Origin of the sequence: Acidihalobacter sp. (assembly GCF_037381185.1) — a bacterium.
Lineage (GTDB): Bacteria > Pseudomonadota > Gammaproteobacteria > DSM-5130 > Acidihalobacteraceae > Acidihalobacter_A.
On record NZ_JARRQY010000002.1, the window covers coordinates 56,448 to 80,591 of the forward strand.

Annotated in this window: 25 protein-coding genes; 11 read left to right on the top strand and 14 right to left on the bottom strand. The window is 62.6% G+C overall.

What is annotated here, in order from left to right; all coding sequences use genetic code 11:
* Position 1: 1 nt before the first annotated feature.
* Together P8014_RS00890 and P8014_RS00895 are read left to right on the top strand one after the other, a co-directional pair.
* Complete coding sequence (locus tag P8014_RS00890) at positions 2-544, top strand: DinB family protein (protein WP_337815419.1); 543 nt, start codon at positions 2-4, stop codon at positions 542-544.
* A gap of 14 nt (positions 545-558) precedes the next feature.
* Complete coding sequence (locus tag P8014_RS00895) at positions 559-1,218, top strand: LysE/ArgO family amino acid transporter (RefSeq protein WP_337815420.1); 660 nt, start codon at positions 559-561, stop codon at positions 1,216-1,218.
* Between the two features lie 12 nt (positions 1,219-1,230).
* Here the strand turns inward: P8014_RS00895 and P8014_RS00900 are convergent, their stop codons facing one another.
* Positions 1,231-1,854 (bottom strand): DUF4232 domain-containing protein, encoded by a 624-nt coding sequence (locus P8014_RS00900; protein WP_337815421.1) that lies wholly within the window; start codon positions 1,852-1,854, stop codon positions 1,231-1,233.
* Positions 1,855-2,083: 229 nt separating this feature from the next.
* Here P8014_RS00900 and P8014_RS00905 point away from each other — a divergent pair, with 229 nt between their 5' ends.
* Positions 2,084-3,142, top strand: a complete 1,059-nt coding sequence (locus P8014_RS00905) for a hypothetical protein (protein WP_337815422.1) — start codon at positions 2,084-2,086, stop codon at positions 3,140-3,142.
* Entirely contained in the window at positions 3,139-3,588 is a 450-nt protein-coding gene (locus P8014_RS00910; RefSeq protein WP_337815423.1) for a hypothetical protein, read from the top strand. The genes P8014_RS00905 and P8014_RS00910 overlap by 4 nt, the downstream gene beginning before the upstream one ends.
* An 81-nt stretch (positions 3,589-3,669) precedes the next feature.
* On the opposite strand, the gene fis is transcribed toward P8014_RS00910, so the two are convergent.
* The 9 genes from fis to cutA form a co-directional block, all read right to left on the bottom strand.
* Entirely contained in the window at positions 3,670-3,954 is a 285-nt protein-coding gene (gene fis, locus P8014_RS00915; protein ID WP_337815424.1) for a DNA-binding transcriptional regulator Fis, read from the bottom strand.
* Complete coding sequence (gene dusB, locus P8014_RS00920; RefSeq protein ID WP_337815425.1) at positions 3,951-4,949, bottom strand: tRNA dihydrouridine synthase DusB; 999 nt, start codon at positions 4,947-4,949, stop codon at positions 3,951-3,953. The genes fis and dusB overlap by 4 nt, the downstream gene beginning before the upstream one ends.
* A gap of 96 nt (positions 4,950-5,045) precedes the next feature.
* Positions 5,046-5,792 carry a DUF3426 domain-containing protein gene (locus P8014_RS00925; RefSeq protein WP_337815426.1) on the bottom strand — a complete coding sequence of 249 codons (747 nt, stop codon included), beginning with the start codon at positions 5,790-5,792 and terminating at the stop codon, positions 5,046-5,048.
* 126 nt (positions 5,793-5,918) lie between these two features.
* The gene (gene prmA, locus P8014_RS00930) at positions 5,919-6,806 is read right to left on the bottom strand and encodes a 50S ribosomal protein L11 methyltransferase (RefSeq protein WP_337815427.1); all 888 of its coding nucleotides are present in this window, start codon (positions 6,804-6,806) and stop codon (positions 5,919-5,921) included.
* 13 nt (positions 6,807-6,819) lie between these two features.
* Entirely contained in the window at positions 6,820-8,160 is a 1,341-nt protein-coding gene (gene accC / locus P8014_RS00935; RefSeq protein ID WP_337815428.1) for an acetyl-CoA carboxylase biotin carboxylase subunit, read from the bottom strand.
* 6 nt (positions 8,161-8,166) lie between these two features.
* Positions 8,167-8,616 (bottom strand): acetyl-CoA carboxylase biotin carboxyl carrier protein, encoded by a 450-nt coding sequence (gene accB / locus P8014_RS00940; RefSeq protein ID WP_337815429.1) that lies wholly within the window; start codon positions 8,614-8,616, stop codon positions 8,167-8,169.
* Between the two features lie 2 nt (positions 8,617-8,618).
* Positions 8,619-9,077, bottom strand: coding sequence for a type II 3-dehydroquinate dehydratase (gene aroQ / locus P8014_RS00945; protein WP_337815430.1), 459 nt, complete (start codon positions 9,075-9,077; stop codon positions 8,619-8,621).
* 850 nt (positions 9,078-9,927) lie between these two features.
* Positions 9,928-12,177 (bottom strand): protein-disulfide reductase DsbD, encoded by a 2,250-nt coding sequence (locus tag P8014_RS00950; protein WP_337815431.1) that lies wholly within the window; start codon positions 12,175-12,177, stop codon positions 9,928-9,930.
* Positions 12,174-12,518: a divalent-cation tolerance protein CutA gene (cutA, locus tag P8014_RS00955; RefSeq protein WP_337815432.1), complete on the bottom strand. Its 345-nt coding sequence runs from the start codon at positions 12,516-12,518 to the stop codon at positions 12,174-12,176. The genes P8014_RS00950 and cutA overlap by 4 nt, the downstream gene beginning before the upstream one ends.
* A gap of 127 nt (positions 12,519-12,645) precedes the next feature.
* Between cutA and P8014_RS00960 the strand changes: the two genes are divergently transcribed.
* From P8014_RS00960 to groL, 3 genes are all read left to right on the top strand, one after another.
* The gene (locus tag P8014_RS00960; protein ID WP_337815433.1) at positions 12,646-13,092 is read left to right on the top strand and encodes an FxsA family protein; all 447 of its coding nucleotides are present in this window, start codon (positions 12,646-12,648) and stop codon (positions 13,090-13,092) included.
* A 162-nt stretch (positions 13,093-13,254) separates the two neighbouring features.
* On the top strand, positions 13,255-13,545 hold the full coding sequence (groES, locus tag P8014_RS00965; RefSeq protein ID WP_337815434.1) for a co-chaperone GroES: 291 nt from the start codon (positions 13,255-13,257) through the stop codon (positions 13,543-13,545).
* A gap of 53 nt (positions 13,546-13,598) precedes the next feature.
* A complete protein-coding gene (groL, locus tag P8014_RS00970) occupies positions 13,599-15,242 on the top strand; it encodes a chaperonin GroEL (RefSeq protein WP_337815435.1) in 1,644 nt (547 codons plus the stop codon).
* A 79-nt stretch (positions 15,243-15,321) separates the two neighbouring features.
* Here the strand turns inward: groL and P8014_RS00975 are convergent, their stop codons facing one another.
* Entirely contained in the window at positions 15,322-16,008 is a 687-nt protein-coding gene (locus P8014_RS00975; protein ID WP_337815436.1) for a Spy/CpxP family protein refolding chaperone, read from the bottom strand.
* 321 nt (positions 16,009-16,329) lie between these two features.
* A complete protein-coding gene (locus tag P8014_RS00980; protein WP_337815437.1) occupies positions 16,330-16,572 on the bottom strand; it encodes an Lrp/AsnC ligand binding domain-containing protein in 243 nt (80 codons plus the stop codon).
* A gap of 283 nt (positions 16,573-16,855) precedes the next feature.
* Here P8014_RS00980 and P8014_RS00985 point away from each other — a divergent pair, with 283 nt between their 5' ends.
* From P8014_RS00985 to P8014_RS01000, 4 genes are all read left to right on the top strand, one after another.
* Entirely contained in the window at positions 16,856-17,332 is a 477-nt protein-coding gene (locus P8014_RS00985) for a hypothetical protein (protein ID WP_337815438.1), read from the top strand.
* 125 nt (positions 17,333-17,457) lie between these two features.
* On the top strand, positions 17,458-19,878 hold the full coding sequence (locus P8014_RS00990; protein WP_337815439.1) for a HEAT repeat domain-containing protein: 2,421 nt from the start codon (positions 17,458-17,460) through the stop codon (positions 19,876-19,878).
* A gap of 13 nt (positions 19,879-19,891) precedes the next feature.
* Positions 19,892-20,989, top strand: coding sequence for a PilT/PilU family type 4a pilus ATPase (locus P8014_RS00995; protein ID WP_337815440.1), 1,098 nt, complete (start codon positions 19,892-19,894; stop codon positions 20,987-20,989).
* Positions 20,989-22,065 carry a type IV pilus twitching motility protein PilT gene (locus tag P8014_RS01000; RefSeq protein WP_337815441.1) on the top strand — a complete coding sequence of 359 codons (1,077 nt, stop codon included), beginning with the start codon at positions 20,989-20,991 and terminating at the stop codon, positions 22,063-22,065. The genes P8014_RS00995 and P8014_RS01000 overlap by 1 nt, the downstream gene beginning before the upstream one ends.
* Positions 22,066-22,098: 33 nt before the next feature.
* Here P8014_RS01000 and P8014_RS01005 read toward each other — a convergent pair whose 3' ends face one another.
* Entirely contained in the window at positions 22,099-22,833 is a 735-nt protein-coding gene (locus tag P8014_RS01005) for a hypothetical protein (protein WP_337815442.1), read from the bottom strand.
* Positions 22,830-23,318, bottom strand: coding sequence for a sigma-70 family RNA polymerase sigma factor (locus P8014_RS01010; protein ID WP_337815443.1), 489 nt, complete (start codon positions 23,316-23,318; stop codon positions 22,830-22,832). The genes P8014_RS01005 and P8014_RS01010 overlap by 4 nt, the downstream gene beginning before the upstream one ends.
* Positions 23,319-24,144 lie beyond the last annotated feature (826 nt).

Consider the following 24,144-nt stretch of genomic DNA (forward strand, 5'->3'; position numbering starts at 1 on the left):
GATGGTCGACGCCATGCTGGAACAGTTCAAGCTGTTCGCCGCCTACAACCGTCTCATGAACGAACGCCTGTACGCCGCGTCCGGCGAGCTGTCGGACGCGGAATTGCGCCGCGATCGGGGGGCGTTCTTCAAGTCGGTGCTGGGTACGCTGAATCACATCATGGTGGCCGACATCGTCTGGCTGCAGCGCTTTTCCGCTCACTCTGCCAGCACGCAGGTGCTGGCCTATGTGCGCGAGCAGCCGCGTCCTGCCTGGCTGACGACGATTCTGTTCGACGATCTCGGCCCTCTGGGCGAGGAGCGCGTGCGGCTGGACCGGCTCATCATCGACTGGATAGACGCCCTGTCTCCGCCCGATCTCGAGGACGACGTCAGCTACGCCAATATGGCAGGCAAACCCTATACGCAGCGCTACGCGGGGCTGATCAGCCATTTGTTCCTGCACCAGGTGCACCACCGCGGCCAGGCGACCACGCTGTTGTCCCAAGCGGGTGTCGATTTCGGCGATACCGATCTGATCGAGCTATTGCGTGACGCTCGCTGAGCGGGAGGCGCCGCATGTTGCCTGACGGTGCCCAGCTGATCGATCCGTATTTCAATGGCCTGTTGCTGTGTCTCGGCCTGATCGCGGCCATCGGCGTGCAGAACAGCTACGTGCTGCGCCAGGGGCTCAAGCGCGAACATCACTGGCTGGTGGCGGCGGTGGCCACGCTGTCGGACTTCGCGCTGATCCTGCTGGGCACCAACGGCCTGGGCGCGTTCATCGCCCGCGTCTCCTGGCTGGAATACGTGTTCTACTTCTTCGGCGCGGCATTTCTGGCCGTCTACACCTATCATGCCCTGCGCGCCGCCTGGCGCGGGGACCCGACCATCGGGCTCGGCAACGGCCAGCCGCGCCAGTCGGCAGGCCGGGCCGTGCTGGCCACCCTCGGTTTCACCTGGCTCAACCCGCACGCATGGCTGGACACCACGGTGCTGGTCGGCGCGTTCTCGGTGCAGTACGGCGGCGCCAGCCATTGGGCGTTCGCCGCCGGCGCGATGAGCGCTTCGCTGATCTGGTTCTACAGCATCTCGCTGCTGGCGGCGCGCCTGTCGCCGTGGCTCACCCGGCCGACCGCCTGGCGCATCATCAACGTGGTGATCGGCCTCGTGATGGCCTACATCGGCCTGCGCTTCCTGACCGCCGGGGTGGAGGGCGTTCGGCATTTGCTGGCGTGAAGCCGCGCCCGCTCAGGGTGCTCCGGGCGACAGTGCGGAAACCAGCAGTTCGCCGCAGATCAGTTTCGCCACCGTGCCGCCATAGGCCGTAATCGACAACTTCAAATGCAGCGTGCCTGTCGCGCCCGGCGGCGTGACAGCCAGCGCCGCAGCGGTTGGGCAGCGCTCCGAGCCATAACCGGTGGCGGTGGCATAGTGCACCGTGAAGTGGGCCTTCTCTCCCGGCGCGAGCCGGATCATCGGCGGCATCCGACCGGGCACGAGAGGGTAGGGTGTGGTGCGCTGTACGGTTGGCAGCGGAGCACCGTGCGAATCCAGCAGTTGCACGCGGGGTGTGCCGAACAGTCGGCAGCTTCCGGTGCCGCGCCGTTCGAGCACGAGAGCCTGCGTGACGTGGCCCATGCCGGCGTCGGCCTGGCCGGCCCGCAGCGCAAGCTGGTTGGTCCGGCAGATCGGCGGCGCTGCACTGGTGCGCGCGGAGCCGCCGGCGCAGCCGGCCAGCGGGAGGGCGAACAATGCCGTGCCGCAGAGGCCTGCGAGCCGAAACAGGTGGGTCTCTTTCCAGGTTGTCCAGTCCATCAGCTTATTCCCGCAGCGGGGGGCGGATATGGCGTTCGTCAACTTCCATTCTCTCATGTGCCACTCCGGATCGTTTTCACTGACACTAAACTGCTACTCTTCCGCGCCGTCAACCGGGCACTTGCGCCATCGGTAGGACGGAGCTGGGCAGAACGCTCCATCCTGGTGCAAAGAATCGGCGTGAGGATTGCGGCTTCATGGAAGCATGGCCGTGCTGCGGTGCTGGCATCAACCGTGCTTCAAGGTAGAGCGTTTGGTCAAACCTGAGGATTGGTGATCGAGGTCTATGGACATTGCCGTAGTGGGTGCGACCGGAATGACCGGTCAGCAGATCGTGGTGCAGCTCATTCTCAAGGGACTGCTGGGGCCGCTCGACCGTGTGCAATTGGTTGGTCGGCCGAGTGCCGAAGCGCGTCTGCGCGGCATGGTGGTGGATTTGCGCGACGCCTTTTTCGAGGCTGCGCCGGATCTCGACGTGACCTTGACGCCGGAGGACATCACCGCGGATATCGTGGTGTTTGCCGCCGGCGGCACCCTGTCCACCGATCCCAACCAGCCGATGACCCGGGAAGCTCTGGCACAGGCCAATCTGCCTCTGTTCGAGAGTTATGCCGAGGCGCTCGCCAGCCATGGGCATGGGCACGAGCTGGTGATCGTGGTGAGCAATCCGGTGGAACTCGGCGTGTCCGTGTTTGCCCGCCATCTGGGGCGGCACCGGGTGTTCGGCATGGGCGCGTATCAGGATACGCTGCGTCTGCGGCGCGAAATCGCCGGCGATCTGGGCATCACGCGCCAGCGCGTGCAGACCTACATGCTCGGCGAACACGGTGCCGGATTGGTGCCGACCTGGTCGGTGCTGCGGCTGCACGGCTTCGACACCGAAGAAACGGATCAACTCAAGGCGCAGTTGCGCGGCGGGCTTAGCGCGGAAACCTACCCGGCCACGCTGGCTCAGGAGTTGAGCACGGTGCGTGGGATGATCGGCGCGGGCGATCTGCGGGCGGCTTTTGCGCACGTGCGTACGCTGGCGCCGGATCTGCGCGTGGCGCTGCGCCCCTATGCAGCGCACTATTCCGGCGCCAAGACGGCGGTGGCCACGGCCAACGCGACCATCGACATGCTGCGGGTGGTGCTGTCGGGGCATCAGACGGTGATGGCGGCGCAGGTGGCGTTGGAGGACGATTGGCCGGGTTTGCACGGCGTGTTGGGCGTGCCGGTGTTGGTCGGCCATCAGGGATGGCTGCAGGTGGATCCGCTCGATCTCGCGGCGGACGAGGAGGCGCATCTGCTGGCGGTAGGGCGTGGCGTGGCCGACAAGCTGCGCCAGTGGGAGGGTGTGCGGTGAATTCGATTCAGTGGGTGATGCGCCTGGAAGTGGTCGACCGCAGCGGCGCGCTGGCGCGTATCAGCGCGGTATGCGCCTATTGGGCGGTGTCTCTGCGCCTGATTCAGAACAGCGAGGCGGCGGTCGAAGGGATCAGTACCGTATTGCTGGGGTTCAGCGTGCCCGAGCGCCGCGCGACGCTGTTGCGTCGGCATTTGCGCCGGCTCGGCATGGTGCGCTCGGCGGAGTTGCTGCGCCACGACGATTCGCGTTTGCGCGAGGTCGCCTCCGTGCGCCTGACCAGCGGCACGCATCCGCGCTGTGCGCCCAAGGTTCAGGCCACAGCGCTGGACGCCTCCGGCGGACATCTGCTGACCGGGCCGATGCAGGCGGTGGAGGAGTGCGTGGGCGAGCTGCGGCGCAGTGGCTTGCTGCAGTCCGTGAGCCGGGCGTTGATCGTGCCTTGAGGCTTTGTACGTCGTCCGATGGGACGACCGTAAAGGCGGGATGTAAGGATACGGCGGGAAAGCAGACAGCTGCCGGCAGAATCAGCCTAGTCCGTATTCTTTGAGTTTCTTGCGCAGCGTTCCGCGGCTGATGCCGAGAAAGGCGGCGGCGCGGCACTGGTTGCCCTGAGCCTGTTCCAGAACGGCCTCCAGCAGCGGCCGTTCGACTTCTGCCAGAACCATGCGATACAGCGCGTTGGGTTCATGGCCGTCCAGGGCGGCGAAATAGCCGTCGATTGCGTGGCGCACTGCATTGGCGAGGGTGTCGCAGCCGTCCTGGGTGTGCTCGGCCGGGACGTTCAGTTGAGTGACGTTGGTTGCGCTCATGCGGCGAGACTTCCGTTGTCGGAACGGTGCAGGAAAGCCGACAGCAGGCGTCGTTGGGCTATGGTGCCTTCGGCCGAAAGAATTCTTGCGCGCCATTCGCGGGCGTCGTCGCGGTCGCGGGCGAGTTGGTCCTTGAGGTACCAGTCGATGTGTTTGCGGGCGACGCGGTAGCCGCGCGCCTCGCCGTAAAAGGCGTGCAGGTCGTCCAAATGTCCCAGCATGATAGTCTCGATCTCGTCCGAGTCCGGCGGCGCCAGCATCTCGCCGGTGGCGAGATAGTGGGCGATCTCGCGAAAGATCCAGGGGCGTCCCTGCGCGGCGCGGCCGATCATCACCGCATCGGCGCCGGTGGCGCGTAGTACGCGGGCGGCGCTCTCGGGCCCGTCGATGTCGCCGTTGGCGACGACCGGTATGCCGACCGCCTGCTTGACCGCGCGCACGGTCTCGAACTCGGCTTCACCGCGAAAGCCGCAGGCGCGGGTGCGGCCGTGCACGGCAAGTGCCTGAATGCCCGTCGCCTCGGCGAGTCTGGCGATACTTACGGCATTGCGTGTTTCCGGGCACCAGCCGGTTCTGATCTTGAGCGTGACGGGCACGTCGACGGCCATGACCACGGCCTCGAGAATGCGCCTCACCAGCTTCTCGTCGCGCAGCAGCGCCGATCCCGCGGCCTTGCTGCAGACTTTCTTGGCGGGGCAGCCCATGTTGATGTCGATGATCTGGGCGCCTTCGTCGACGTTGCGGCGCGCGGCCTCGGCGAGCATCTGCGGATCGGCGCCGGCAATCTGCACGCTGCGCGGATCGGGCTCGCCGGCGTGGTCGAGGCGCAGACGGGTCTTGTCGCTGGCTTGCAACTCGGGGCGGGCGGTAACCATCTCCGACACGGCGAGGCCGGCACCCAGGCGTCGGCAAAGCGTCCGAAAGGGACGATCCGTGACGCCCGCCATGGGCGCGAGTATCAGCGGCGTACCGAGCGGGAAAGAGCCTATATGCATTTTATGTGTGGATGTTTTATGCCCGTGGCGGGACAAAACGATAGTCGCTAGGCGGGTGGGTGTAAAGCGCCCTCCCGCCTGAAATCACCAGGAGCGTCAGCGGAAACTGAACTCGTAGGCCAGGGCCTGCTGGCCGGGATCGTCCACCGAAAAACTGATGTGCAGCGGTTTGCCGACCGGCATCAGACCGTGCGGGTCGACGCCCTTTGGAAGATACTGCGTCGGCTTGAAACGGCCCAGCGCGACGGTCTGTCCATCCAGGTTGGAAAAGCTGATCTGCAGCATCGGGTAAGGCTGCGGGAACGGCGCGTTGTTGATCATCGTCGCCGTGACCATGAGCGCATGCGGGATGTTCGGGTGCGTGAACACGTTGCGGCTGCTCAGCTCGATGGCGGCAAGGTCGCGTTGCGGCGGGAGTTCGCAGCCCGTCACGCGGCAGAGTTGAGCCAGAACTGGACGCAGTTCGGGATAACGGGCGAACTGATCGCGTTGGCTGAGCAGATACTGCAGGCCGAGCAGCGCGATCAGTACGAGGATGGCGGCGCTCCACAGCAGGGTACTGGATCGCCCGCCGAGTCGTCGTTTCGGACGCTGGGATTCTGGCGGCGATTCCTGAGGGACTGTGGGTTCGCCGAGGTCGAAAGTTGCCTGGTCCGTATCGGCGAATAGTTCATGCGTATTGTGCTCGGGCGCTTGCGGCGTCTGTTCCTCGGGGGAACTCAGCGTTTCGCCGGCTTCGAAAATGTGTCCGCATTCACCGCAGCGCACCCAACCCTCCGCGGCCTCGAGTTGGGCCTTGGTGATGCGGAACAGGGCTTGGCAATGGGGACACTCGACGTACATGGAATTGAGTCTATCATCAGGCGATTGCGTCTCGGCGGATGAGTTTAGCCGAGCTTGGGTCGTAATGACGTTAGTTCCGTTCGCTGCTTTTCAATACTGCCGAGTGGTTCGTTTCGTTTGGCCTGGTCAGCCGGTCTGAGCGCTGCGCTGACCTGCGAGGCGCACCCAGCCTTCGCGAACCGCATCGGCTTCCCAGTGGTCGATGTAAGCGGCATAGGCTTCATGTACCGCATCGGCCTGCTCGGCCAGAATTCCGGACAGGACCAGCCGGCCATGCGGCTTGAGGTGCTCGCACAGCAAAGGCGCGAGTTCGACCAGCGGTCCGGACAATATGTTGGCGATCACCAGGTCCGCTTCGAGCGGCGGCAGCCCCGTGGGTTCGACGGCGTAAAGATTGCCGGCGCCGATGCCGTTGCGCTCGGCGTTGGCCTCGGTGGCGACCAGTGCCTGGGGATCGATGTCGACGGCCCAGGCGTGGCGGGCGTCGAGCTTGAGGGCCGCCAGGCTGAGGATTCCCGAGCCGCAACCGTAATCGAGCACCAGCGCGCCGGAGGGAGGATTGGCGTCCAGCCATTCCAGGCACAATGCGGTGGTCGGATGGGTGCCGGTGCCGAAGGCCAGTCCCGGATCGAGGACGAGATTGACGGCGTCAGCCTCGGGCGGTTCCTGCCAACTGGGACAGATCCATAAGCGACGGCCGAAGCGCAGCGGCTGGAAGTCGTCCATCCATGCACGCTCCCAGTCCTGGTCCTCTACGGTTTCCACGCGTGGCGCCGCCAGACCGAATTCGGCGGCCAGCGCCGCGCCCAGCGGCGCCGGCTCCGCGTCCTGCGGGAACAGCGCGGTCAGGATGTTTTCCGGCCACAGAGGCGTTTCGCCGGGGGCGGGCTCCAGCACCGGCACGTCGCCGGCGTCGCTGACCGTCACGGACAGGGCGCCGGCCTCGAGCAGGCGCGCCTCGACGGCCTCGACCTGCTCGCGCGTGGTGGTCAGGATCAGGTTCTGCCAGGGCATCCGCGGTCTGGGCTCAGAGCCCGAGCTTCTTTTCGAGATAGTGGATGTTGGTGCCACCCTCGATGAAGGCGGTGTCGCTCAGGATATTCTGGTGCAGTTCGATGTTGGTCTTGATGCCGTCGACCACGATTTCCTGCAGCGCGCCGCGCATGCGCGCCAGCGCCGAGGCGCGGTCCTCGCCATGGGCGATGAGCTTGCCGATCAGAGAGTCGTAGTAGGGCGGCACGCGGTAGCCGTTGTAGATGTGCGAGTCGACGCGGATGCCGGGGCCGCCGGGGGCGTGGTACTGCGTGATGGTGCCCGGTGAGGGGATGAAGCTGTGCGGGTCTTCGGCGTTGATGCGGCATTCGATGGCGTGGCCACGCAGGACGATGTCGTCCTGCGTGAAGGGCAGTTCCTCGCCGCTGGCTATCAGCAGTTGCTGCTTGACGATGTCGATGCCGGTGACCATTTCAGTGACCGGGTGTTCGACCTGCACGCGCGTGTTCATCTCGATGAAGTAGAACTCGCCGTTCTCGTACAGGAACTCGAAGGTACCGGCGCCGCGGTAGCCGATCGAGCGGCACGCCTCGGTCAGGCGGGCGCCGAGGCGCTCGCGCTGCTCGATGCTGATACCGGGCGCCGGGGCTTCCTCGACGACCTTCTGGTGGCGGCGCTGCATGGAACAGTCGCGCTCGCCGAGATGTATCGCGTTGCCGTGAGTGTCGGCCAGGATCTGGAACTCGATGTGGCGCGGCGAGCCGAGGAATTTCTCCATGTATACCGTGCCGTCGCCGAATGCGGACTTGGCCTCGGTGCGGGTCATGGCGACCGCGTTGAGCAGGCTGCCCTCGCTGTGCACCACACGCATGCCGCGCCCGCCGCCGCCGGCAGCGGCCTTGATGATCACCGGAAAGCCGATGTCGCGCGCCAGCCGCAGGGTTTCGTCGGGGTCGTCGCCGATCGGACCCTCTGAACCGGGTACGCAAGGCACGCCGGCGGCGATCATGGCGCGCTTGGCCGAGACCTTGTCGCCCATCAGGCGGATGGTTTCGGCCTTGGGGCCGATGAAGGTGAAGCCGCTGGATTCAACGCGTTCGGCGAAATCGGCGTTCTCGGCCAGGAAGCCATAGCCGGGATGGACTCCTGTGGCGTCCGTCACCTCTGCCGCGCTGATGATTGCTGGAACGTTGAGGTAGCTGTCCGTGGAGGATGCGGGGCCGATGCACACCGACTCGTCGGCCAGGCGCACATGCTTGAGGTCGCGGTCAGGTTCGGAGTGGACGGCTACCGTTTTGATGCCGAGTTCGCGGCAGGCGCGCATGATGCGCAGCGCGATCTCGCCGCGGTTTGCGATAAGGACTTTATCCAGCATACGGCATCACTCGATGACGAACAGCGGTTCGCCGTATTCCACGGGCTGGCCGTTTTCCACCAGGATGGCCTTGACCACGCCGGCGCGGTCGGCCTCGATCTGATTGAGCATCTTCATGGCTTCGATGATGCACAGTGTGTCGCCTTCGCTGACGGACTGGCCGACCTCGACGAACGGCTTGGCACCCGGAGAGGAGGCGCAGTAGAACGTGCCGACCATGGGCGAGGTCACTCGGTGGCCGTCGGGAACACTGTCGGCCGGTTTCTCGTCGGTGGCAGCAGCGGGCGGCGGAGCGGCGGCCGGGGCCGGGGCGGGCGCGGGCGCGTAGACGGCCGGGGCGGGGGTGGAGCTGGCGCGGCTGATGCGCACGGACTCCTCGCCTTCCTTGATTTCGATTTCGGCGATGCCGGAGGATTCAAGCAGCTCGATCAGCTTCTTGACCTTGCGAATATCCATATTCAGACCTCGATGGGACCGGGGCGGGCGATGGCCTGGGCGGCGGCATCCAGAGCCAGCCGGTAGCCAAGCGCGCCGAGTCCGATGATGACGCCATGCGCTACGTCCGACAGATAGGAATGGTGTCGGAAGGGTTCGCGTGCGTGGATGTTGGACATGTGTATTTCGACGAAGGAAATTTTGACCGCCAGCAGCGCATCGCGCAAAGCGATGCTGGTGTGCGTGTAGGCGCCGGGATTGATGACGATGAAATCGACGTTCTCCCGACCCGCCTGATGTATGCGGTTGATCAGTTCGCCTTCGACGTTGGATTGGAAGCACACGAGTTCCAGGCCCAGCTCGAGTGCCCGGTGACGGCAGTCACCTTCCATCTGTGCCAGCGTTGCGGAGCCGTAGCGTGCGGGTTCCCGCGTGCCGAGCAGGTTGAGGTTGGGGCCGTTTATGAGTAGGACTTTGGGCATTGGAATACGCGTGGTCGCGACCGGGATCGCGAATGCGCGGAGTTTGCCGAACGTTGGGCATCTTGTCTAGTTCTCGGCGTAATTGCCGACGTTGTCCGGAAAATGCTGCCGTTTGTCGTGTCTTGGTTGATTTCTTTTGGGGCGGATTGGAGGGGCGAAAGAAAGGCACCCGAAGGCCTTGTCCCTGACGGGCAAACCTCGAGCGCACACCCCCTCGCGGGGCACCGCAGGCACTTGCCATCCTGGCAAAGCCTGCTCGGGCGGCATCCCTGCCGCTCGACCCCGCGCCGGGGCGTACGCTCGAGGCAAGGCCGCACGGGAAACGGGGAGTCAACACAGAACGCACCCTAGGCCGCTGAGTTACGAGTCAGCCAATGTAGAACGATTTCGCTTCGGACTCGCCCGGTTTTGACGTTCGCCCTCCCTGATCGCTTGCCTCACGGGCCCTGTTCAGGGGCACGTTCGCGAGGTTGCCCGAGGGACAAGCGATCCCGGGGGCGTTTCTTTCGCCGGTTTCTTTGCGCATTTCAAAGAAAAAATCGCCGGGAGTGATTTTTCGCCCCAGCCCCGAAAGGGCGAGGCGCAGAGATGCTCCGAACAAATCGGCTCGGGCGCGTCACCGAGTCAGAGCGAAATCACCGGTCGCTGATTCGCGTCCGAAACAGATCGCCCGGGCCAACGAGTACGCAGCCCTTACTCACACAACATCAAAACCACAAGTGCTGATCCACGTCCGAAACGGACCTTAAGCGCAGAACAATGCACGGTTCCAGCACGGTCGCTAACGAGAAACAGCAAACCCCGAAGCGCATTCGCAACGAACCCGGATAGGTACCGCGACAGCCAAGATTCAACGCGCCTGTTCGATCTTTTTCAGAAAATTTCCCGCGGGCATATATCCGACCACGCGCAGATTCCGTTCTTCACGCCCATTGCCGCCAAAAAAGATGATGCCGGGAGGTCCGAACAGACCGAAGCGCTTCAGCAGAGCCTGGTCGGCGGCATCGTTGGCGGTGACGTCCGCCTGTAGCAGGACGAAATTCGACAACGCTTTCTGCACCGCTGGGTCGGAGAAGGTGTATTCCTCCATCTCCTTGCAGGAGACGCACCAGTCGGCATAGAAGTCGAGCATGACCGGACGGCCGTTGGCGGCGGCTAGGGCCTGCTCCAGTCCCTGCACGCCTTTTATGCGCTTGAACAGAAGTGCATGGACCGCTGTGGCGGGTTCCGATCCGCCGGCGCCGCCGAACACGCTCTTGAGCGGTGTGAGCAGGCCGCCGCCACCGGCCGCGACGCCGATCAGCACCAGGCTGCCCCAGAGCAACAGGACGAAGCCCGTGCTCTTCCACAGCTTCTGCCAGCCTGAACCGCCGGCGGATTCCAGAGCGCCGAGGTAGATGCCGGAGGCGATCAGCAACAGCGCGCTGAGTGCGGCGGTGGTCCAGGCGGGTAGGAAACGCGACAGCATCCAAATCGCTACGGCGAGCAGCAGTACGCCGAATACCGCCTTGATTGCGTCCATCCAGGCGCCGGCGCGCGGCAGCAGCTTGCCCCCGGCCGTGCCGATGAGCAGTAGCGGCGCGCCCATGCCGAGGCTGAGGCTGAACAGGCTCAGCCCGCCAAGCACGGCGTCGCCGGTGTTGGCGATGACCAGCAGTGCTGCGACTAGCGGCGCGGTGACGCAGGGGCCGACGATCAGAGCTGAGAGAAACCCCATGATGGCGACGCCGAACAGCGTGCCGCCCTGTTGGCGGTTGCTGATTTCGGTCAGCCGGCTCTGGACGAAATTCGGCATCTGCAGTTCATAGAAGCCGAACATGGACAGCGACAGCAGAACGAAGATCACGGCGAACGCCGACAGCACCCACGGGTTCTGGAACCAGGTCTGGACGCTGGCGCCGGTGAGGCCGACGATGACGCCGGCCACGGTGTAGGTGAGCGCCATGGCCAGCACGTAGACCAGCGAGAGCACGAAGGCGCGTCCGGTCGAAGGCGTTTCCTTCTGGCCGACGATGATGCCCGAGAGGATCGGAATCATCGGGAACACGCAGGGCGTGAACGCCAGACCGAGTCCGATGAGGAAGAACAGGCCGAGGCTCATCCAGAGCGGCTTGTCGAGGAGAAAGCGGGCGAGGCGGTCCTGTTCGCTGCCGCTGGCGATGTTGTCCTGCGCCGTATTGGGGCTGGTTGCAGTGCTCGTGGATGCGGCTGCCGGAGGTGTTGCTGCGTCGGCGGCACTGCCGACGGCCGGCAGGGTGAAAGCGATGCGTTTGGTGATGGGCGGATAGCAGATGCCCTTGTCGGCGCAGCCCTGATAGCGCACGACCAGCGTACCGCTGCCGGAACTCCCCGCGGTGCGCGTGATGGGAACGGTGACATCGATCGGTTCGGCGTAGACGACTTGCCGCCCCAGGAAGGCGTCGTCGACGACTTCGCCCTTGGGCATCTGGATTTTGCCGAGACTCAGGCCGGAGGCATTCTCTAGGCTGAATTTGATTTGGTCGCGATAGAGGTGGTAGCCGTGGGCGATGTCCCAGTGCGCGACCAGCCGGTTGGGGCCGGCAGTCTGCAGGTCAAGCTTGAAGGCCTGGCCGGGCGGCAGGAATTGGTTGTCCGCGGTGTCTCCAGTCAGTGCCGCGAGCGGGCTTTCCGAACTGCTTGCGGCCGTTTTCTGCTGCGGCAGGGTCACCTGCAGGGTCTGGGTGAACGGCGGATAGCAGATCGCGTTTTCCTTGCAGCCCTGTGCGGTGACCTTCAGCGTGACTTCGCGGGCGGAACCGATGACTGGCAGGCGTACGGTCAGGCCGTGGGTGAATATCTCCACGCGCCCTAGAAACGGGTCGTCCTTGACCTTGCCGGGCGGGATTTTCGGCTTGCCGAGGGTGATGCCGGAGGTGTCGCTGGCGAAGGCGAACTTGTCGGCATACAGGTAGTAGCCGGGCGTGACGTTCCAGTGCACGGCAACCGTGTCGGCGTTCAGCGCCTGCGCGCTGGCGGGAAAGGCCTGTTCCGGCGGCAGGATGTCGCCGCCCGCGCTTTGTGCGGCATAAGCGGCGGGAGTGAGCAGCAGGGCAAGCAGTAGGGGTAGCAGGCGTGTCATGAGGTCGATTCGTCAATCCACTGGAGATAGGCAGGCAGGCCGCCCACGATCGGCACGGCGATCAGTTCGGCCAGTTCGTAAGGGTGGGTCTTGGTGACGACGTCGCGCACGGCGTCGAAGCGCGCCGATGTGGTTTTGATGAATACCTGATGCTCTTCGCCGCTTTCCTCGCTGCCGTTCCACGTATATATGGAGGTCATCGGCGGGAGAATGTTGATGCAGGCGGCTAGGCGTTGGTGCAGCAGTGAGCGCGCCAGTTCGCGTGCGCCTTCGGCATCGGGCCAGGTGGTGAGTACCAGCAGTGGACCGTCGTGCCGGCGTATTTCGTCGTCGTTCGTCATAGATATTAGATGCAACGCCCGGGCAAATTATTTCGGTCGCCCTTGAAAGCGCGCCGAGTCGCCTCCAAGTCTACTCTCACATCGACGTTTCAACAGGATCCGCCACGTGCGGACGGCTATCGAAAGCATGCCTGCATTGCCTTTATTCGCCCTGCTGTTGCTGGGCTTTCCGCTCCTGGAGCTGTACCTGCTGATCAAGGTCGGCACGCTGATCGGCGCCTTGCCGACGGTGATGCTGGTGGTCGGCACGGCGGTGCTGGGTCTGGTTCTGCTGCGCCGCCAGGGTTTGCAGAATTATCGCCGGATGCAGCAGTGCACCGCGCGCGGCGAGGTGCCGGCGCTGGAGATGATGGAAGGCATGGTGATGCTGGTTGGCGGCGTGATGCTGCTGGTGCCGGGGTTGATCAGCGACGTGGTCGGCTTGCTTTGCCTGTTCCCGCCGGTACGGCGCGCGATCGTGAGGCGTTGGCTGCGCCGGATCCAGGTGCATGTCTATGGCGGCGACGCTCAGTCGGGCGGGCGGGTCTACGATGCGGAATACCGCAATCTTCCTCCTGACGATCGCCGCCGTTGAGCAGCCCGGGCGGTGTGGGCATGTGAATGTTGAATAACGTTGGAACCGAGGCCTTGATTTTGAGTTGTTGGCCTCTATTATTAGCACTCGCCGCCCGGGAGTGCTAAAAGAAGTCCGGGCAGAATTGACAGCAACCATTCAAATATCCGAGGAGTTCAAGGCATGAACATTCGTCCTCTGCACGATCGCGTCGTGATCAAGCGCATGGAAGAGGAGCGCACCAGTCCCGGTGGCATCGTGATCCCCGACTCGGCGACCGAGAAGCCGGTGCGCGGTGAAGTCGTCGCCGTCGGTAACGGCAAGATCCTGGAGAACGGCGAAGTCCGCGCTCTGGACGTCAAGGTCGGCGACAAGGTGCTGTTCGGCAAGTATGCCGGTACCGAAATCAAGGTCGACGGCGAAGAAGTCCTGGTGATGCGCGAAGACGACATCGTTGCCGTGATTGAAGGCTAAGGTCCTGTTCTCCGGTTGAACCGACATCAACTCAGTTCTGAGGAAGAAAGAAGATGAGTGCAAAGGAAGTCAAATTTTCCGATGATGCCCGCCAGCGCATGGTGCGCGGCGTCAACGTGCTGGCCAATGCGGTCAAGGTGACCCTGGGCCCGAAGGGCCGCAACGTGGTGCTGGATCGTTCCTTCGGTGCCCCGACCGTGACCAAGGACGGCGTGTCCGTGGCCAAGGAAATCGAGCTGGAAGACAAGTTCGAGAACATGGGTGCGCAGATGGTCAAGGAAGTCTCCTCGCAGACCTCCGACGTCGCCGGTGACGGCACCACCACTGCCACCGTGCTGGCCCAGGCCATCGTCCGTGAGGGCATGAAAGCCGTGACCGCGGGCATGAACCCGATGGATCTGAAACGCGGCATCGACAAGGCCGTCACCGTGACCGTAGAGGAGCTGCGCAGCATCTCCAAGCCCTGCACCGACAGCAAGGCGATCGCCCAGGTCGGCACCATCTCTGCCAACTCCGATGAGGCGATCGGCAAGATCATCGCCGACGCGATGGACAAGGTCGGCAAGGAAGGCGTGATCACCGTCGAAGACGGTTCCGGCCTCGAGAACGAGCTGGACGTGGTCGAGGGTATGCAGTTTGACCGCGGCTATCTGTCGCCCTACTTCGTCAACAACCAGCAGAACATGTCGGCCGAACTCGACGACGCCTTCATCCTGCTGTTCGACAAGAAGATCTCCAACATTCGCGAGCTGCTGCCCGTGTTGGAAGGCGTTGCCAAGGCTGGCAAGCCGCTACTGATCATCGCCGAGGATCTCGAAGGCGAAGCGCTGGCCACCCTGGTGGTCAACAGCATCCGTGGCATCGTCAAGGTCGCCGCCGTCAAGGCGCCGGGCTTCGGTGATCGCCGCAAGGCCATGCTGCAGGACATCGCCGTGCTGACCGGCGGTCAGGTGATCTCCGAAGAGGTCGGTCTGTCGCTGGAGAAGGCCACCCTGGACGACCTGGGCCGTGCCAAGAAGATCCAGGTCACCAAGGAAAACACCACCATCATCGACGGTGCCGGCGCCGAAGGTGAAATCAAGGGCCGCGTCGAGCAGATCCGTGCGCAGATCGAGGAAGCCTCTTCCGACTACGACCGCGAGAAGCTGCAGGAGCGCGTCGCCAAGCTGGCTGGTGGCGTTGCCGTGATCAAGGTCGGTGCCGCGACCGAGGTCGAGATGAAGGAGAAGAAGGCCCGCGTCGAAGACGCCCTGCACGCCACCCGTGCGGCGGTCGAGGAAGGCGTGGTGCCTGGCGGCGGTGTGGCGCTGATTCGTGCGTTGAGTGCGATCGAGAGCCTGAAGGGCGACAATCACGATCAGGATACCGGTATCAGCATCGCGCGCCGTGCGATGGAAGAGCCGCTGCGTCAGATCGTTTCCAACGCTGGCGACGAGCCTTCCGTGATCCTGAACAACGTCCGCGAAGGCAAGGGTAACTACGGTTACAATGCCGGTTCCGGCGAGTACGGCGACATGGTCGAGATGGGTATCCTGGATCCGACCAAGGTCACCCGTTCCGCGCTGCAGAACGCCGCTTCCGTGGCCGGTCTGATCATCACCACCGAGGCGATGGTCGCCGAGCTGCCGAAGAAGGACGAGCCGGCGATGCCGGCCGGCGGCGACATGGGCGGCATGGGTGGCATGGGCATGATGTAAGCCCGGCCCTCAAGCCGTTCGAAAGGAGAGCCCCGCCTTGTGCGGGGCTCTTTTTTTGTGCGCATGGGTAGTGCGTTGCCTATCGCCTCGGTGCGCCGCCTTGACGAAGCAGCTTGCGCTGTTCGGCGGTCAGTACCGCCCAGACGGCGCGATGCGTCAGGATACGGACATCGAGCAGCTTGCGTCCGCTTTGGCTCAATTTGTCGTAGGCTTCATCCACCGCCTTCATATCGGGGTTTTCGCGGGCGAGCAGGCGGGCGAGGGCGAAGCGTTCCAGTTGCATCTGTCCCATCAACGGCCACATCTGCTTGATGGCCTTGGCATGGATGTCATCGAGTTGTCGGCGCTGTTGGTCGCTGAGGTTCAGAGGCGCCCGGTGCCAACCGGTATAGCCACCCATCATGTCGGCCCCATATCCACCCCAGCCACCCATTATGCCGGGGCCGTATGCATCGCCGCCCATCATCATGCCGGGACCGCCCCAGCCAGCGATGCCCGGTCCGTAGCCATATCCGCGCATCATGTCGGGACCTTGCCGGTATCCTGCTCCGTAACCACGCATCATGCCAGGGCCGTAAGCGGGGCTGTTCCCGCTCGCACCGCCTGGGGTGGCTTGGTAGCGCCACATCATGCCCGGTCCGTAGGGCGGGGTTCCTCCAGTGTCGTCGGCGTCCGCCCAGGCGGTTGGACCGCCGAGCAGGAGCGCGGCCCCGAACAGCAGGCCGAAAGCCTTGTGTACTCGTCTTGTGGTGTGGATGGTGTGCACTGTCTTTCCCTCCGCTGGATTCGGAACTAGAGCTTTGATCTTCACCTTGAGCATAGGACTGGTCCGGGAGAAGTAAATGGGGGGCGTGTGTAGTTGTTGAGCACAGCGACGGGACTGCGGCTGGCGGGCTGGAACGCCAGATCGTGGACGCGAAGTGGAGATGGGAGCGGTGCAACCCCCTCCGTCCGCACGAAGTCTGCAGTGTCGGAAATCCTCGAGGAGAACTACACGTGGATCCAGGTCGAGCGGGAGGAATTCAGGCGGCGCAACGATCTCTAGGGCGCGGATTAGCGGTGGCGTCGAGTGCCGTTTTGGCCTGGGTCAGGCGAAGGCGTTGAAGGCTACCAGCGTGTAGGTGGATTCGATGCCTTCGACGTGCTGGAGCACATCGGTGACGAAGCGTCCCACGTCGCGTTCTTGCGGCAGGTAGAATTTCGCCAGCAGGTCGTGCTCTCCGGAAATCGAGTAGACTTCCGACGTCTCCTCGATTTCGCCCATGATCGTCTCTGCAACGGAGTAGGTCGTGCCGAGCGCGCACTTGATCAGTACGAATAGGGTTTGCATCGTTGTATTCCAAGGTTGGTGGTCGTGTGTCCGATGCGCTTATCGTAGGCATGAACTTGTTTTGCGACGAGCGCGCGAAATACTAGCGATCTTCGCTTAAGGCGAAGTCTTCTCGCTACCAAGCCTCAAGAATATGTGCTAAGTGTCCGCGAGGAAAGGTGTCCAATATGGTAGCGTATTATATGGCTCAGGCGGGCGGCGTCGAGACGGGCCTACCATCAATTTGACGAGTTTTTAGCACATTCGATCAACCGTCGATAAATCTAAAGAAGAGAGGACGAGGATGAGTAGCGAGTCCTTGATCGTGCCCAAGACGCTGAAATCGGTGCGTCTATGGATCCACCCCGAGGGTCCGGTGCTTGGTAGCCTCTATCTGCGTTGCCCGGAACGCGGGATGCAGCCTGACGAGTTGCCTATCGAACTGCTCAACGAACCGGCGCCGTTTCTGGTTTGCCGCTGTGGCGACGAACCGCACGAGCAGACCCGGTTTTACAGCAAGAACGCGATCACCCGTATCGATTATGAAGATGCGAAGGAGGAAGCCAGTTCGGCGCGCGTACAGATCGGAGCCGAGTTCCAGTTGATGGACGGCGCGGTTTTCCGGGGGGAAATCCGGGAAGATCTGCCGCCCGACCGCCAGCGCTTGCTGGACTATATGAATGTGCATACGGATCGTTTCGTGCGAATTTTCCTTGAGGGCGGCGGTCTGACTCTGATCAACAAGGCATACATCATGCGGGTGGTTCCGTTGGACGACTGAATGCTGCAGACTGGTTACGGTTTGTTTTTGCGGTCGATAGAATCACCATGGTCTGGGCTGGCCGTGGGAGTGCCGGAGTTTGTCTGCGATAGAGGGAGGGCTCGTGTCTGCCGAGGGCGGCCGGCATGAGCCTGTTCCGCGATTTTCGGGCGGAGCGTAGAGTGGCCAGGGCGCTCGTACTCAAGGAATTGACGAGCGGAGAAGCCCAGCGCACGCTGCAAAAGCTGAAGGATTCGGCGGCCGAGGCCGTGCCGCGACTGGTGAAACTGTTGGTTCTGTCTGATCGTTCGGACAAGAATCATGTCGTACAGCTGCTTACGCGCATACTCGACAGCAAAACGCTGGACTATTTCTGCCAGGCTTTGCGCGGTAGCGATCCACGCACCATGCAGGCGGTCGTCGGCATTCTGCGCAGCCGGCGAAGCTACGACCCCAACCTGCTGCTGGAATACCTTGGCGATACCAGTATGCCGAAATCGGCTTTGCTCGAAGTGCTCTCGGCGCATTCCGAAGCGCTCGATGCTCAAGGGCTGTTGCGCCAGATCGGCGTGCTCGATCCCAGTGAACGCAATGCCGCTTTTCGGCTGCTCGACGAAGTCGCGGATACCGCGCTGGTGCCCGACCTGATCAACCGGGCGACCGCGAAGGATCTTCAAATCCGCCAGGGTGTGGCACGCATCCTGGGGCGCTTCGATATGCCGGCTGCACATGAAGCCCTCAAGCGCCTGCTCGACGATCCAAGCAAGTCGGTGCGGCAGGGGGCTCTCGAAGCGCTGTCGGCGCAAGCTACCGCGCTCGATGTCGATACCTTGTTCCACCTGCTGCACGACGCGGACATCACGGTGCAGAATCAGGCTGTCGACGGCATTGTCAAGCTCAATCATCCCAATACGTTGCGCTATGTCATCGATGTGCTCCGCGACGAGTCCGAGTATGTGCGCCGTGCCGGTGTGGAAGTGCTCAACGAGGTGGGCGACGTTCGCGCGATCAAGGATCTGCTCAACGCTATCAAGGACGACGATTGGTGGGTGCGAGCGCGCGCGGCGGATGCGCTGGCGCGCATCGGTGGACCGCGGGTGATCCAGGCCGTGGTCGAACTGCTGCGCGACGACGATGAATTCATCCGCCGTTCGGCGATCGAAATACTCAATTCGATCAAGGATGAAACGTCGTTCAAGCACCTGATCGATGCGCTGAAGGATTCGGACTGGTGGGTGCGGGAAAGAGCCGTGGACGCGTTGGCCAATCTGGGTACCAAGGCGGCGATTCCGGCGCTGCTGCCGCTGCTCAAGAGCGATGCCTCGACCGTGGTGGTGACCTTACGCGCGCTCGCCAAACTCGGCGATGCGTCGCTGCTCAAGCACGTGCTGGACACGCTCAAGCGGGCGGAGCCGACGGTGCGTACCGAGGCGTTGCTGACGCTGGTCGAACTGACCGACGCCGGGTGTCTCGAGTGGGTGCTCAGACAGATCGACGACGTCGCCCAGGGCGCGCCGGAAGAGGAGATACAAGAGGTTGCGCGGGATAGCGCCTCGCGCCTGCGCGAGCGCTTTGAGACGCCTGACTCGCAGTCGTCGGCTTCTTCCTCCCTGGGAAGTGCGGGGGCAAGTGTGCGTAGTCCGGTGCCGTCCTCAATCGCCCGTTCGGATGTGGAGTCGACGCCGAGCGTGCCGGTGGTCGACTCGAAGCCGATTGTCCTCAGCCGGTTGCGGGCCGGAGAAATGCTTGGCGATCGTTATCGCTATACTCGGCGCGTGGGGCGTGGCGCGTTCGGCACAGTAGTGTTGGTCGACGATCTGACGCGCGGAGAGAACGTCATTCTCAAGTTTCTGCATGCCCAGATGGCATCCGACGAAAGCATGGTCAAGCGCTTCCAGCGCGAGCATAATTTCGCCAAGCGGATCGAGCACCACAATATCATCCGCATTTACGATTTTTTCGTGCTGAGCGAGATGTACGTCATCAGCATGGAGTATTTTTCCTCGACGCCGCTGTCAGCCGAGGTCAAGGCCAAGGTGCCGCTGAGCCTGGAACGCAGCCTGCACATCATCTACGAGGTGGCTTCGGGGATGATGGCGGCCCATGCCTTGGGCATCGTGCACCGCGATCTCAAGCCGGGGAATATCCTCATCAACGAACATAACGTGGTCAAGGTCGTTGATTTCGGCGTGGCCGCCGCGGTCGACGGCACCGACACGCGACTGACGCGCACGGGGCTGCTGGTCGGCACGCCGCGCTATATGGCGCCGGAGCAGGTGCTGGGGAAACCCGTCGACGAGCGCACCGATATCTACGCGCTGGGGGTGATCTTCTACGAGATGCTCACCGGCAGTTCGCCGTATTCCGGCGATGACAACGTCGCGGTGATGTACAAGCACGTGCAGGGCGGGGCGCAGCCGCCGCACGAACGCAATCCCGAGGTCTCTCGGACGCTCAGTGCGATGGTGCTGCGCATGATGGCGGCCGAGCCCGAGCGGCGCTTCAAGAGCATGGCGGAGGTGCGCCGGACGCTGGAACCATTCATCGCCGCCGGACACCGCCTATGACGAGGAATACAAATTGCCGCGTATAGATGCGTTTCTGAAGCTGGGGCGAGAACAGGGTTGTTCCGATATCCATCTCGCCGTCGGCGTGCCGCCGCTGCTGCGCATGAACGGCGACATCATGCCCATCAAGTTTCGCGAACTCGGCGATCGCGAACTCCAGGGGTACGTATTTGAACTGCTGACCGAAAACCAGAAGGCCGAATTCCGCAAGGGTGAGGACCTGGATTTCTCCTATATGTCGCAGGATGCCGGACGCTTTCGGGTCAACGTGTTCCGCAAGTCCACCGGCATCGGTGCGACGTTCCGGCATATCCCGACACTCATTCCTTCGCTTTCCGAACTGGGGCTGCCGCCGCTTATCAACAATCTTGCCGATCATCATCAGGGGATGGTGCTGGTCACTGGCTCCACCGGCACGGGCAAGTCGACCACGCTGGCTGCAGTGCTGGATCACATCAACCGCCAGCGTGCGGTGAACATCCTGACCTTGGAAGACCCGATCGAGTTCATCCATGAGAGTCAGCATGCACAGGTGGTGCAGCGGGAGGTGGGTACCCACGTGCCGAGTTTCACGGCCGGTCTGCGTGCGGCGCTGCGCGAGGACCCCGACGTGATCATGGTCGGCGAGCTGCGAGATTCGGACTCGATCATGATGGCGATGGTCGCGGCGGAAACCGGTCACTTGGTGTTGGGAACGCTGCATACCACGACTGCGGTGAAGACTATCGACCGCATCATCGACGCGCTGCCCATGGAACAGCGCGAACAGGGCAAGAGCTTTCTGTCACAGAATCTACGAGGTGTAGTGACGCAGATTCTGGTGAAGACCGCTGACGGCCATGGACGGCGCGCGATTATCGAGTCATTGGTCATGAACCATGCCGTGGGCAAGCTGCTGCTGTCCGACAAGACCCACCAGATACCCTCGCTGATGCAGACCGGCCGTGACCAGGGCATGCAGTTGCTCGATCAGGCTCTGCTCGAGGCCATTCAGCGCAAGGACGTCGATCCCAATGATGCGTATCTGTACGCGCAGGACAAGAAGCAGTTCCAGCGTTTCGTGACCGACGCTTCGCTGCTGCCGCGCGTCGAATTGGCGGGGAGGGGTTGATGGCACGCATCGACGCACTGCTGAACCAACTGCTGGACAGCAAGGGTTCCGACCTGCATCTGATCGCCGGCCAGAAGCTGCGCATGCGCATCAATGGCGAGTTGGAGGCCGTTGGTTCGGAGCGGATCGATGCGGAAGACGTCGCCGCCATGGCTGGGGAGATCCTCGGCAACCGTGCGCGTGAGGAACTCGAGCGTGACGATGGCGCTGACTTCGCTTACGAACTGGATGGGCTTGCGCGTTTTCGCGTCAACCTGTTCCGCCACATCGGTGGCCTGGGCATGATCATGCGCGCGATACCCACCAAGGCCTTGGACCTGAAGGCTCTCAATATGCCCCCGGTGGTGCGCAGTCTGTGCATGCACAAGCAGGGATTGGTGCTGGTCACCGGCAAGACGGGGTCAGGCAAGTCGACCACGCTGGCGGCCATGGTCGACGCGATCAACGAAAGCAAGCGAGGTCATATCCTGACCATCGAGGATCCCATCGAATTCGTGCACCAGCGCAAGCACAGCCTGATCAGCCAGCGCGAGATCGGGCGTCATGCCAAGACTTTTTCCAGCGCTCTGCGGTCGGCGTTGCGCGAGGACCCCGACGTGATCCTGGTTGGCGAGTTGCGCGACCTGGAAACCATCAGCCTCGCGGTTACGGCGGCTGAGACGGGTATTCTCGTGTTGGGTACGCTGCATACCAGCCGCGCGGACGTGACCGTCGATCGCATCATCAACACCTTCCCGGCCGGCAAGCAGGCGCAGGTGCGCATCATGTTGTCGACTTCGCTGCGCGGCGTCATCTCCCAGCAGCTTGCACGTCGTGCGGATGGCGAGGGGCGTCTGGCGGTCAGTGAGATCCTGGTGAATACGCCTGCTGTGGGTAATTTGATTCGCGACGGCAAGACCGAGCAGTTGGAAACCGTCATGCAGAGTGGCGCGCTGGTCGGTATGCAGACTATGGACGGAGAACTTCGCCGTCTCATGGACGCTGGCATGATTACCGGGCTGGAAGCGTATCGCCGTGCCATCGCCAAGGAGAATTTCAGACGCTTTGCCGGTTCGCAGGCCGAGGCGTTGGGGTAGTGCTACGCGGTGTCCCGGCTGCGTACCGCATGCTCAGGCGTTGATGTAGACCCAGCCTTCGCGCAGCCGCTTGACGATTTCCTCTACTGCCGAGGGTGCGACCCGCACCTGATGCATCAGGTCGATTGGAAAGCCGCGGGCTTCAAGATAGCCGATGCCGGTACCGCAGGCCACGATGTGCAGGTTCGGGTATTCCTTCATCAACGCGTGCACGCGCGCCGCGTAGGGATTGTCGCCTGCCTGCAGCAGATTCAAAGCGCCCCCGTTGACTACCACTTCGACCACCAGGCCCTGCTTGTGATAGGTCTTAAGCAGGTGCGCGGCTTGATCCAGGGTATGTGTGAACCGGACGTTGTTTTCCGACGCGATATGCAGCAGGACGTGGCTGGGGTTGGTACTGACCCCGGTTTTCTCCAGCCCGATTGCGCCCAACGAACCGAGCGTCGCGCGCAACGAGGGCTGGCCCGCATGGTTGGCGTAGAGTCCTCCGGCGAAACTCAGCATCATCAGCGCGATCACGGCGGCGACGGCCGAAACGCGGCGCCATGCGGAGTGGGACTTGGTGCGTGTCTGGCGTACCGGTGGGCTTGGTGGCTCGGCGAAGGCGTAGCGCACGAGTTCCTTGGTTCGATGGATTTCGCACATGCGCACGCAGAGCGCGTCATTCTGCAGCAGTTGCTGCATGAATTCGTAGCGGTCGCTGGGCGTAAGCTCGTCGTCGACGTAGGCGTGCAGCCAAGCTTCCTGGGTGTAGTCTTCGCGGGTCACTTGACCCTCCTCAGCGGTGTTCGTCGAGGCTCCTGTTCCTGGCCCAGCTCGCTCAGGGCGGACTGCAACGCCTTGCGGCCGCGGTTGAGGCGGCTCATCACTGTGCCGATGGGTATTTCCAACACTTCCGCGACCTCGGCGTAGGTGAAGCCGTTGAGATCGACCAGAGTGATGACCTCGCGCTGCCCAAGGGGCAGGTGGGCGATGGCCGCACGCACGGAATCGATGACCTGCTGTCGCTGGTTGAGTTGTTCCGGGTTATCTTCGCAGGGGATGATTTCCTCGTCCAGCGGCGTGTCCGGTTTCCTCTGTCTCAGGTAAGTACGCCAGCAATTGTGCAGAATGGCGTAAAGCCAGCTCTCGAGGCGTTCGGGTTCGCGCAACTGGTGAATTTTCTGCAGAGCCTTTGCGAGCGCCTCTTGCGCAAGGTCGTCGGCCAGGGCCGGTTCGCAGCACCAGGCATATGCCATTCGATACAGGCGCATCCGTTCTTCTGCTATGCGTTTTTTCAGTTCGTCGGTTTTATGTCTGAGGCTGAACATCGCGGGCGTTTCCATGGAGTCGACGTGCTCCCTCATAATAATTATATGATGCCAAGTATACCGTATTCATTCCCTCTGGTTTGGTTTTGGGATGCGACGCATTGGTTGTTTTATGTGAATTTAATGAAATAATTAAATTCTTATTTTTGTTCTGTCTCTTTAAGGATTTCTTTGGAGTGCTGAAGAGTTGGGCTATCGGCAGTGAAGGGCTATTGAAGCAGTATGTCCGCTTGCGTAGTGGGAAAACGATGCGGATGGTTTGAGATTTCCCCGAATTTTGGTTGCAAATGGTGCTCCGGGAATAAGTCGCTCGACCGCCTGGTCTTTGGGTTCTCGTCGGCGTTTCGGGAGCATGGCGATAGTCGCTGCTTTGCCGGCGTTGGTAGGTCAATGAGGGGAGGGGCTGCCGGTCTGTGTCAGGAATCTCGAATCCGGCTTTCAGGGTTGTCGTGTATGTCGTGTCGTGCGGGATCGTGAGCTTGTCCCGATGCGGCTATGTCGAGGCTTTTTAGTTGTTGCTAGCGTAGCGGGTTTGGCGTGCCCTGAATGAGCACCTGAGCGGGGCCGTCGCTCGATGTTCGTGCACCGTGTTTTGTAAGCCTTGTCTGCGTATCCCGTTTGCTCATTTGCCTCGCGCGCTTGAACTTGCCGGGCCGGTGATGTGTTCAGTGAGTGATAGTTCGTTGCCTGTGGTTGATAATTAATTCTGTAGATTATTATTTAATTATTTTTTGTATTTATGATCAAGTTGTTATATATATTTTTTTGC

What these genes read in the sequence shown, in the direction of transcription:
- P8014_RS00900 (WP_337815421.1), bottom strand. Translation starts at nt 1,854, where the DNA reads ATGAGAGAATGGAAGTTGACGAACGCCATATCCGCCCCCCGCTGCGGG.
- P8014_RS00985 (WP_337815438.1), top strand. Translation starts at nt 16,856, where the DNA reads ATGAGTAGCGAGTCCTTGATCGTGCCCAAGACGCTGAAATCGGTGCGT.
- groL (WP_337815435.1), top strand. Translation starts at nt 13,599, where the DNA reads ATGAGTGCAAAGGAAGTCAAATTTTCCGATGATGCCCGCCAGCGCATG.
- accB (WP_337815429.1), bottom strand. Translation starts at nt 8,616, where the DNA reads ATGGATATTCGCAAGGTCAAGAAGCTGATCGAGCTGCTTGAATCCTCC.
- P8014_RS00990 (WP_337815439.1), top strand. Translation starts at nt 17,458, where the DNA reads ATGAGCCTGTTCCGCGATTTTCGGGCGGAGCGTAGAGTGGCCAGGGCG.
- dusB (WP_337815425.1), bottom strand. Translation starts at nt 4,949, where the DNA reads ATGCATATAGGCTCTTTCCCGCTCGGTACGCCGCTGATACTCGCGCCC.
- cutA (WP_337815432.1), bottom strand. Translation starts at nt 12,518, where the DNA reads ATGACGAACGACGACGAAATACGCCGGCACGACGGTCCACTGCTGGTA.
- accC (WP_337815428.1), bottom strand. Translation starts at nt 8,160, where the DNA reads ATGCTGGATAAAGTCCTTATCGCAAACCGCGGCGAGATCGCGCTGCGC.
- P8014_RS00895 (WP_337815420.1), top strand. Translation starts at nt 559, where the DNA reads ATGTTGCCTGACGGTGCCCAGCTGATCGATCCGTATTTCAATGGCCTG.
- P8014_RS00960 (WP_337815433.1), top strand. Translation starts at nt 12,646, where the DNA reads ATGCCTGCATTGCCTTTATTCGCCCTGCTGTTGCTGGGCTTTCCGCTC.
- P8014_RS00925 (WP_337815426.1), bottom strand. Translation starts at nt 5,792, where the DNA reads ATGTACGTCGAGTGTCCCCATTGCCAAGCCCTGTTCCGCATCACCAAG.
- prmA (WP_337815427.1), bottom strand. Translation starts at nt 6,806, where the DNA reads ATGCCCTGGCAGAACCTGATCCTGACCACCACGCGCGAGCAGGTCGAG.
- P8014_RS00980 (WP_337815437.1), bottom strand. Translation starts at nt 16,572, where the DNA reads ATGCAAACCCTATTCGTACTGATCAAGTGCGCGCTCGGCACGACCTAC.
- fis (WP_337815424.1), bottom strand. Translation starts at nt 3,954, where the DNA reads ATGAGCGCAACCAACGTCACTCAACTGAACGTCCCGGCCGAGCACACC.
- P8014_RS01010 (WP_337815443.1), bottom strand. Translation starts at nt 23,318, where the DNA reads ATGCGCCTGTATCGAATGGCATATGCCTGGTGCTGCGAACCGGCCCTG.
- P8014_RS00905 (WP_337815422.1), top strand. Translation starts at nt 2,084, where the DNA reads ATGGACATTGCCGTAGTGGGTGCGACCGGAATGACCGGTCAGCAGATC.
- P8014_RS00950 (WP_337815431.1), bottom strand. Translation starts at nt 12,177, where the DNA reads ATGACACGCCTGCTACCCCTACTGCTTGCCCTGCTGCTCACTCCCGCC.
- P8014_RS00890 (WP_337815419.1), top strand. Translation starts at nt 2, where the DNA reads ATGGTCGACGCCATGCTGGAACAGTTCAAGCTGTTCGCCGCCTACAAC.
- groES (WP_337815434.1), top strand. Translation starts at nt 13,255, where the DNA reads ATGAACATTCGTCCTCTGCACGATCGCGTCGTGATCAAGCGCATGGAA.
- aroQ (WP_337815430.1), bottom strand. Translation starts at nt 9,077, where the DNA reads ATGCCCAAAGTCCTACTCATAAACGGCCCCAACCTCAACCTGCTCGGC.
- P8014_RS01000 (WP_337815441.1), top strand. Translation starts at nt 20,989, where the DNA reads ATGGCACGCATCGACGCACTGCTGAACCAACTGCTGGACAGCAAGGGT.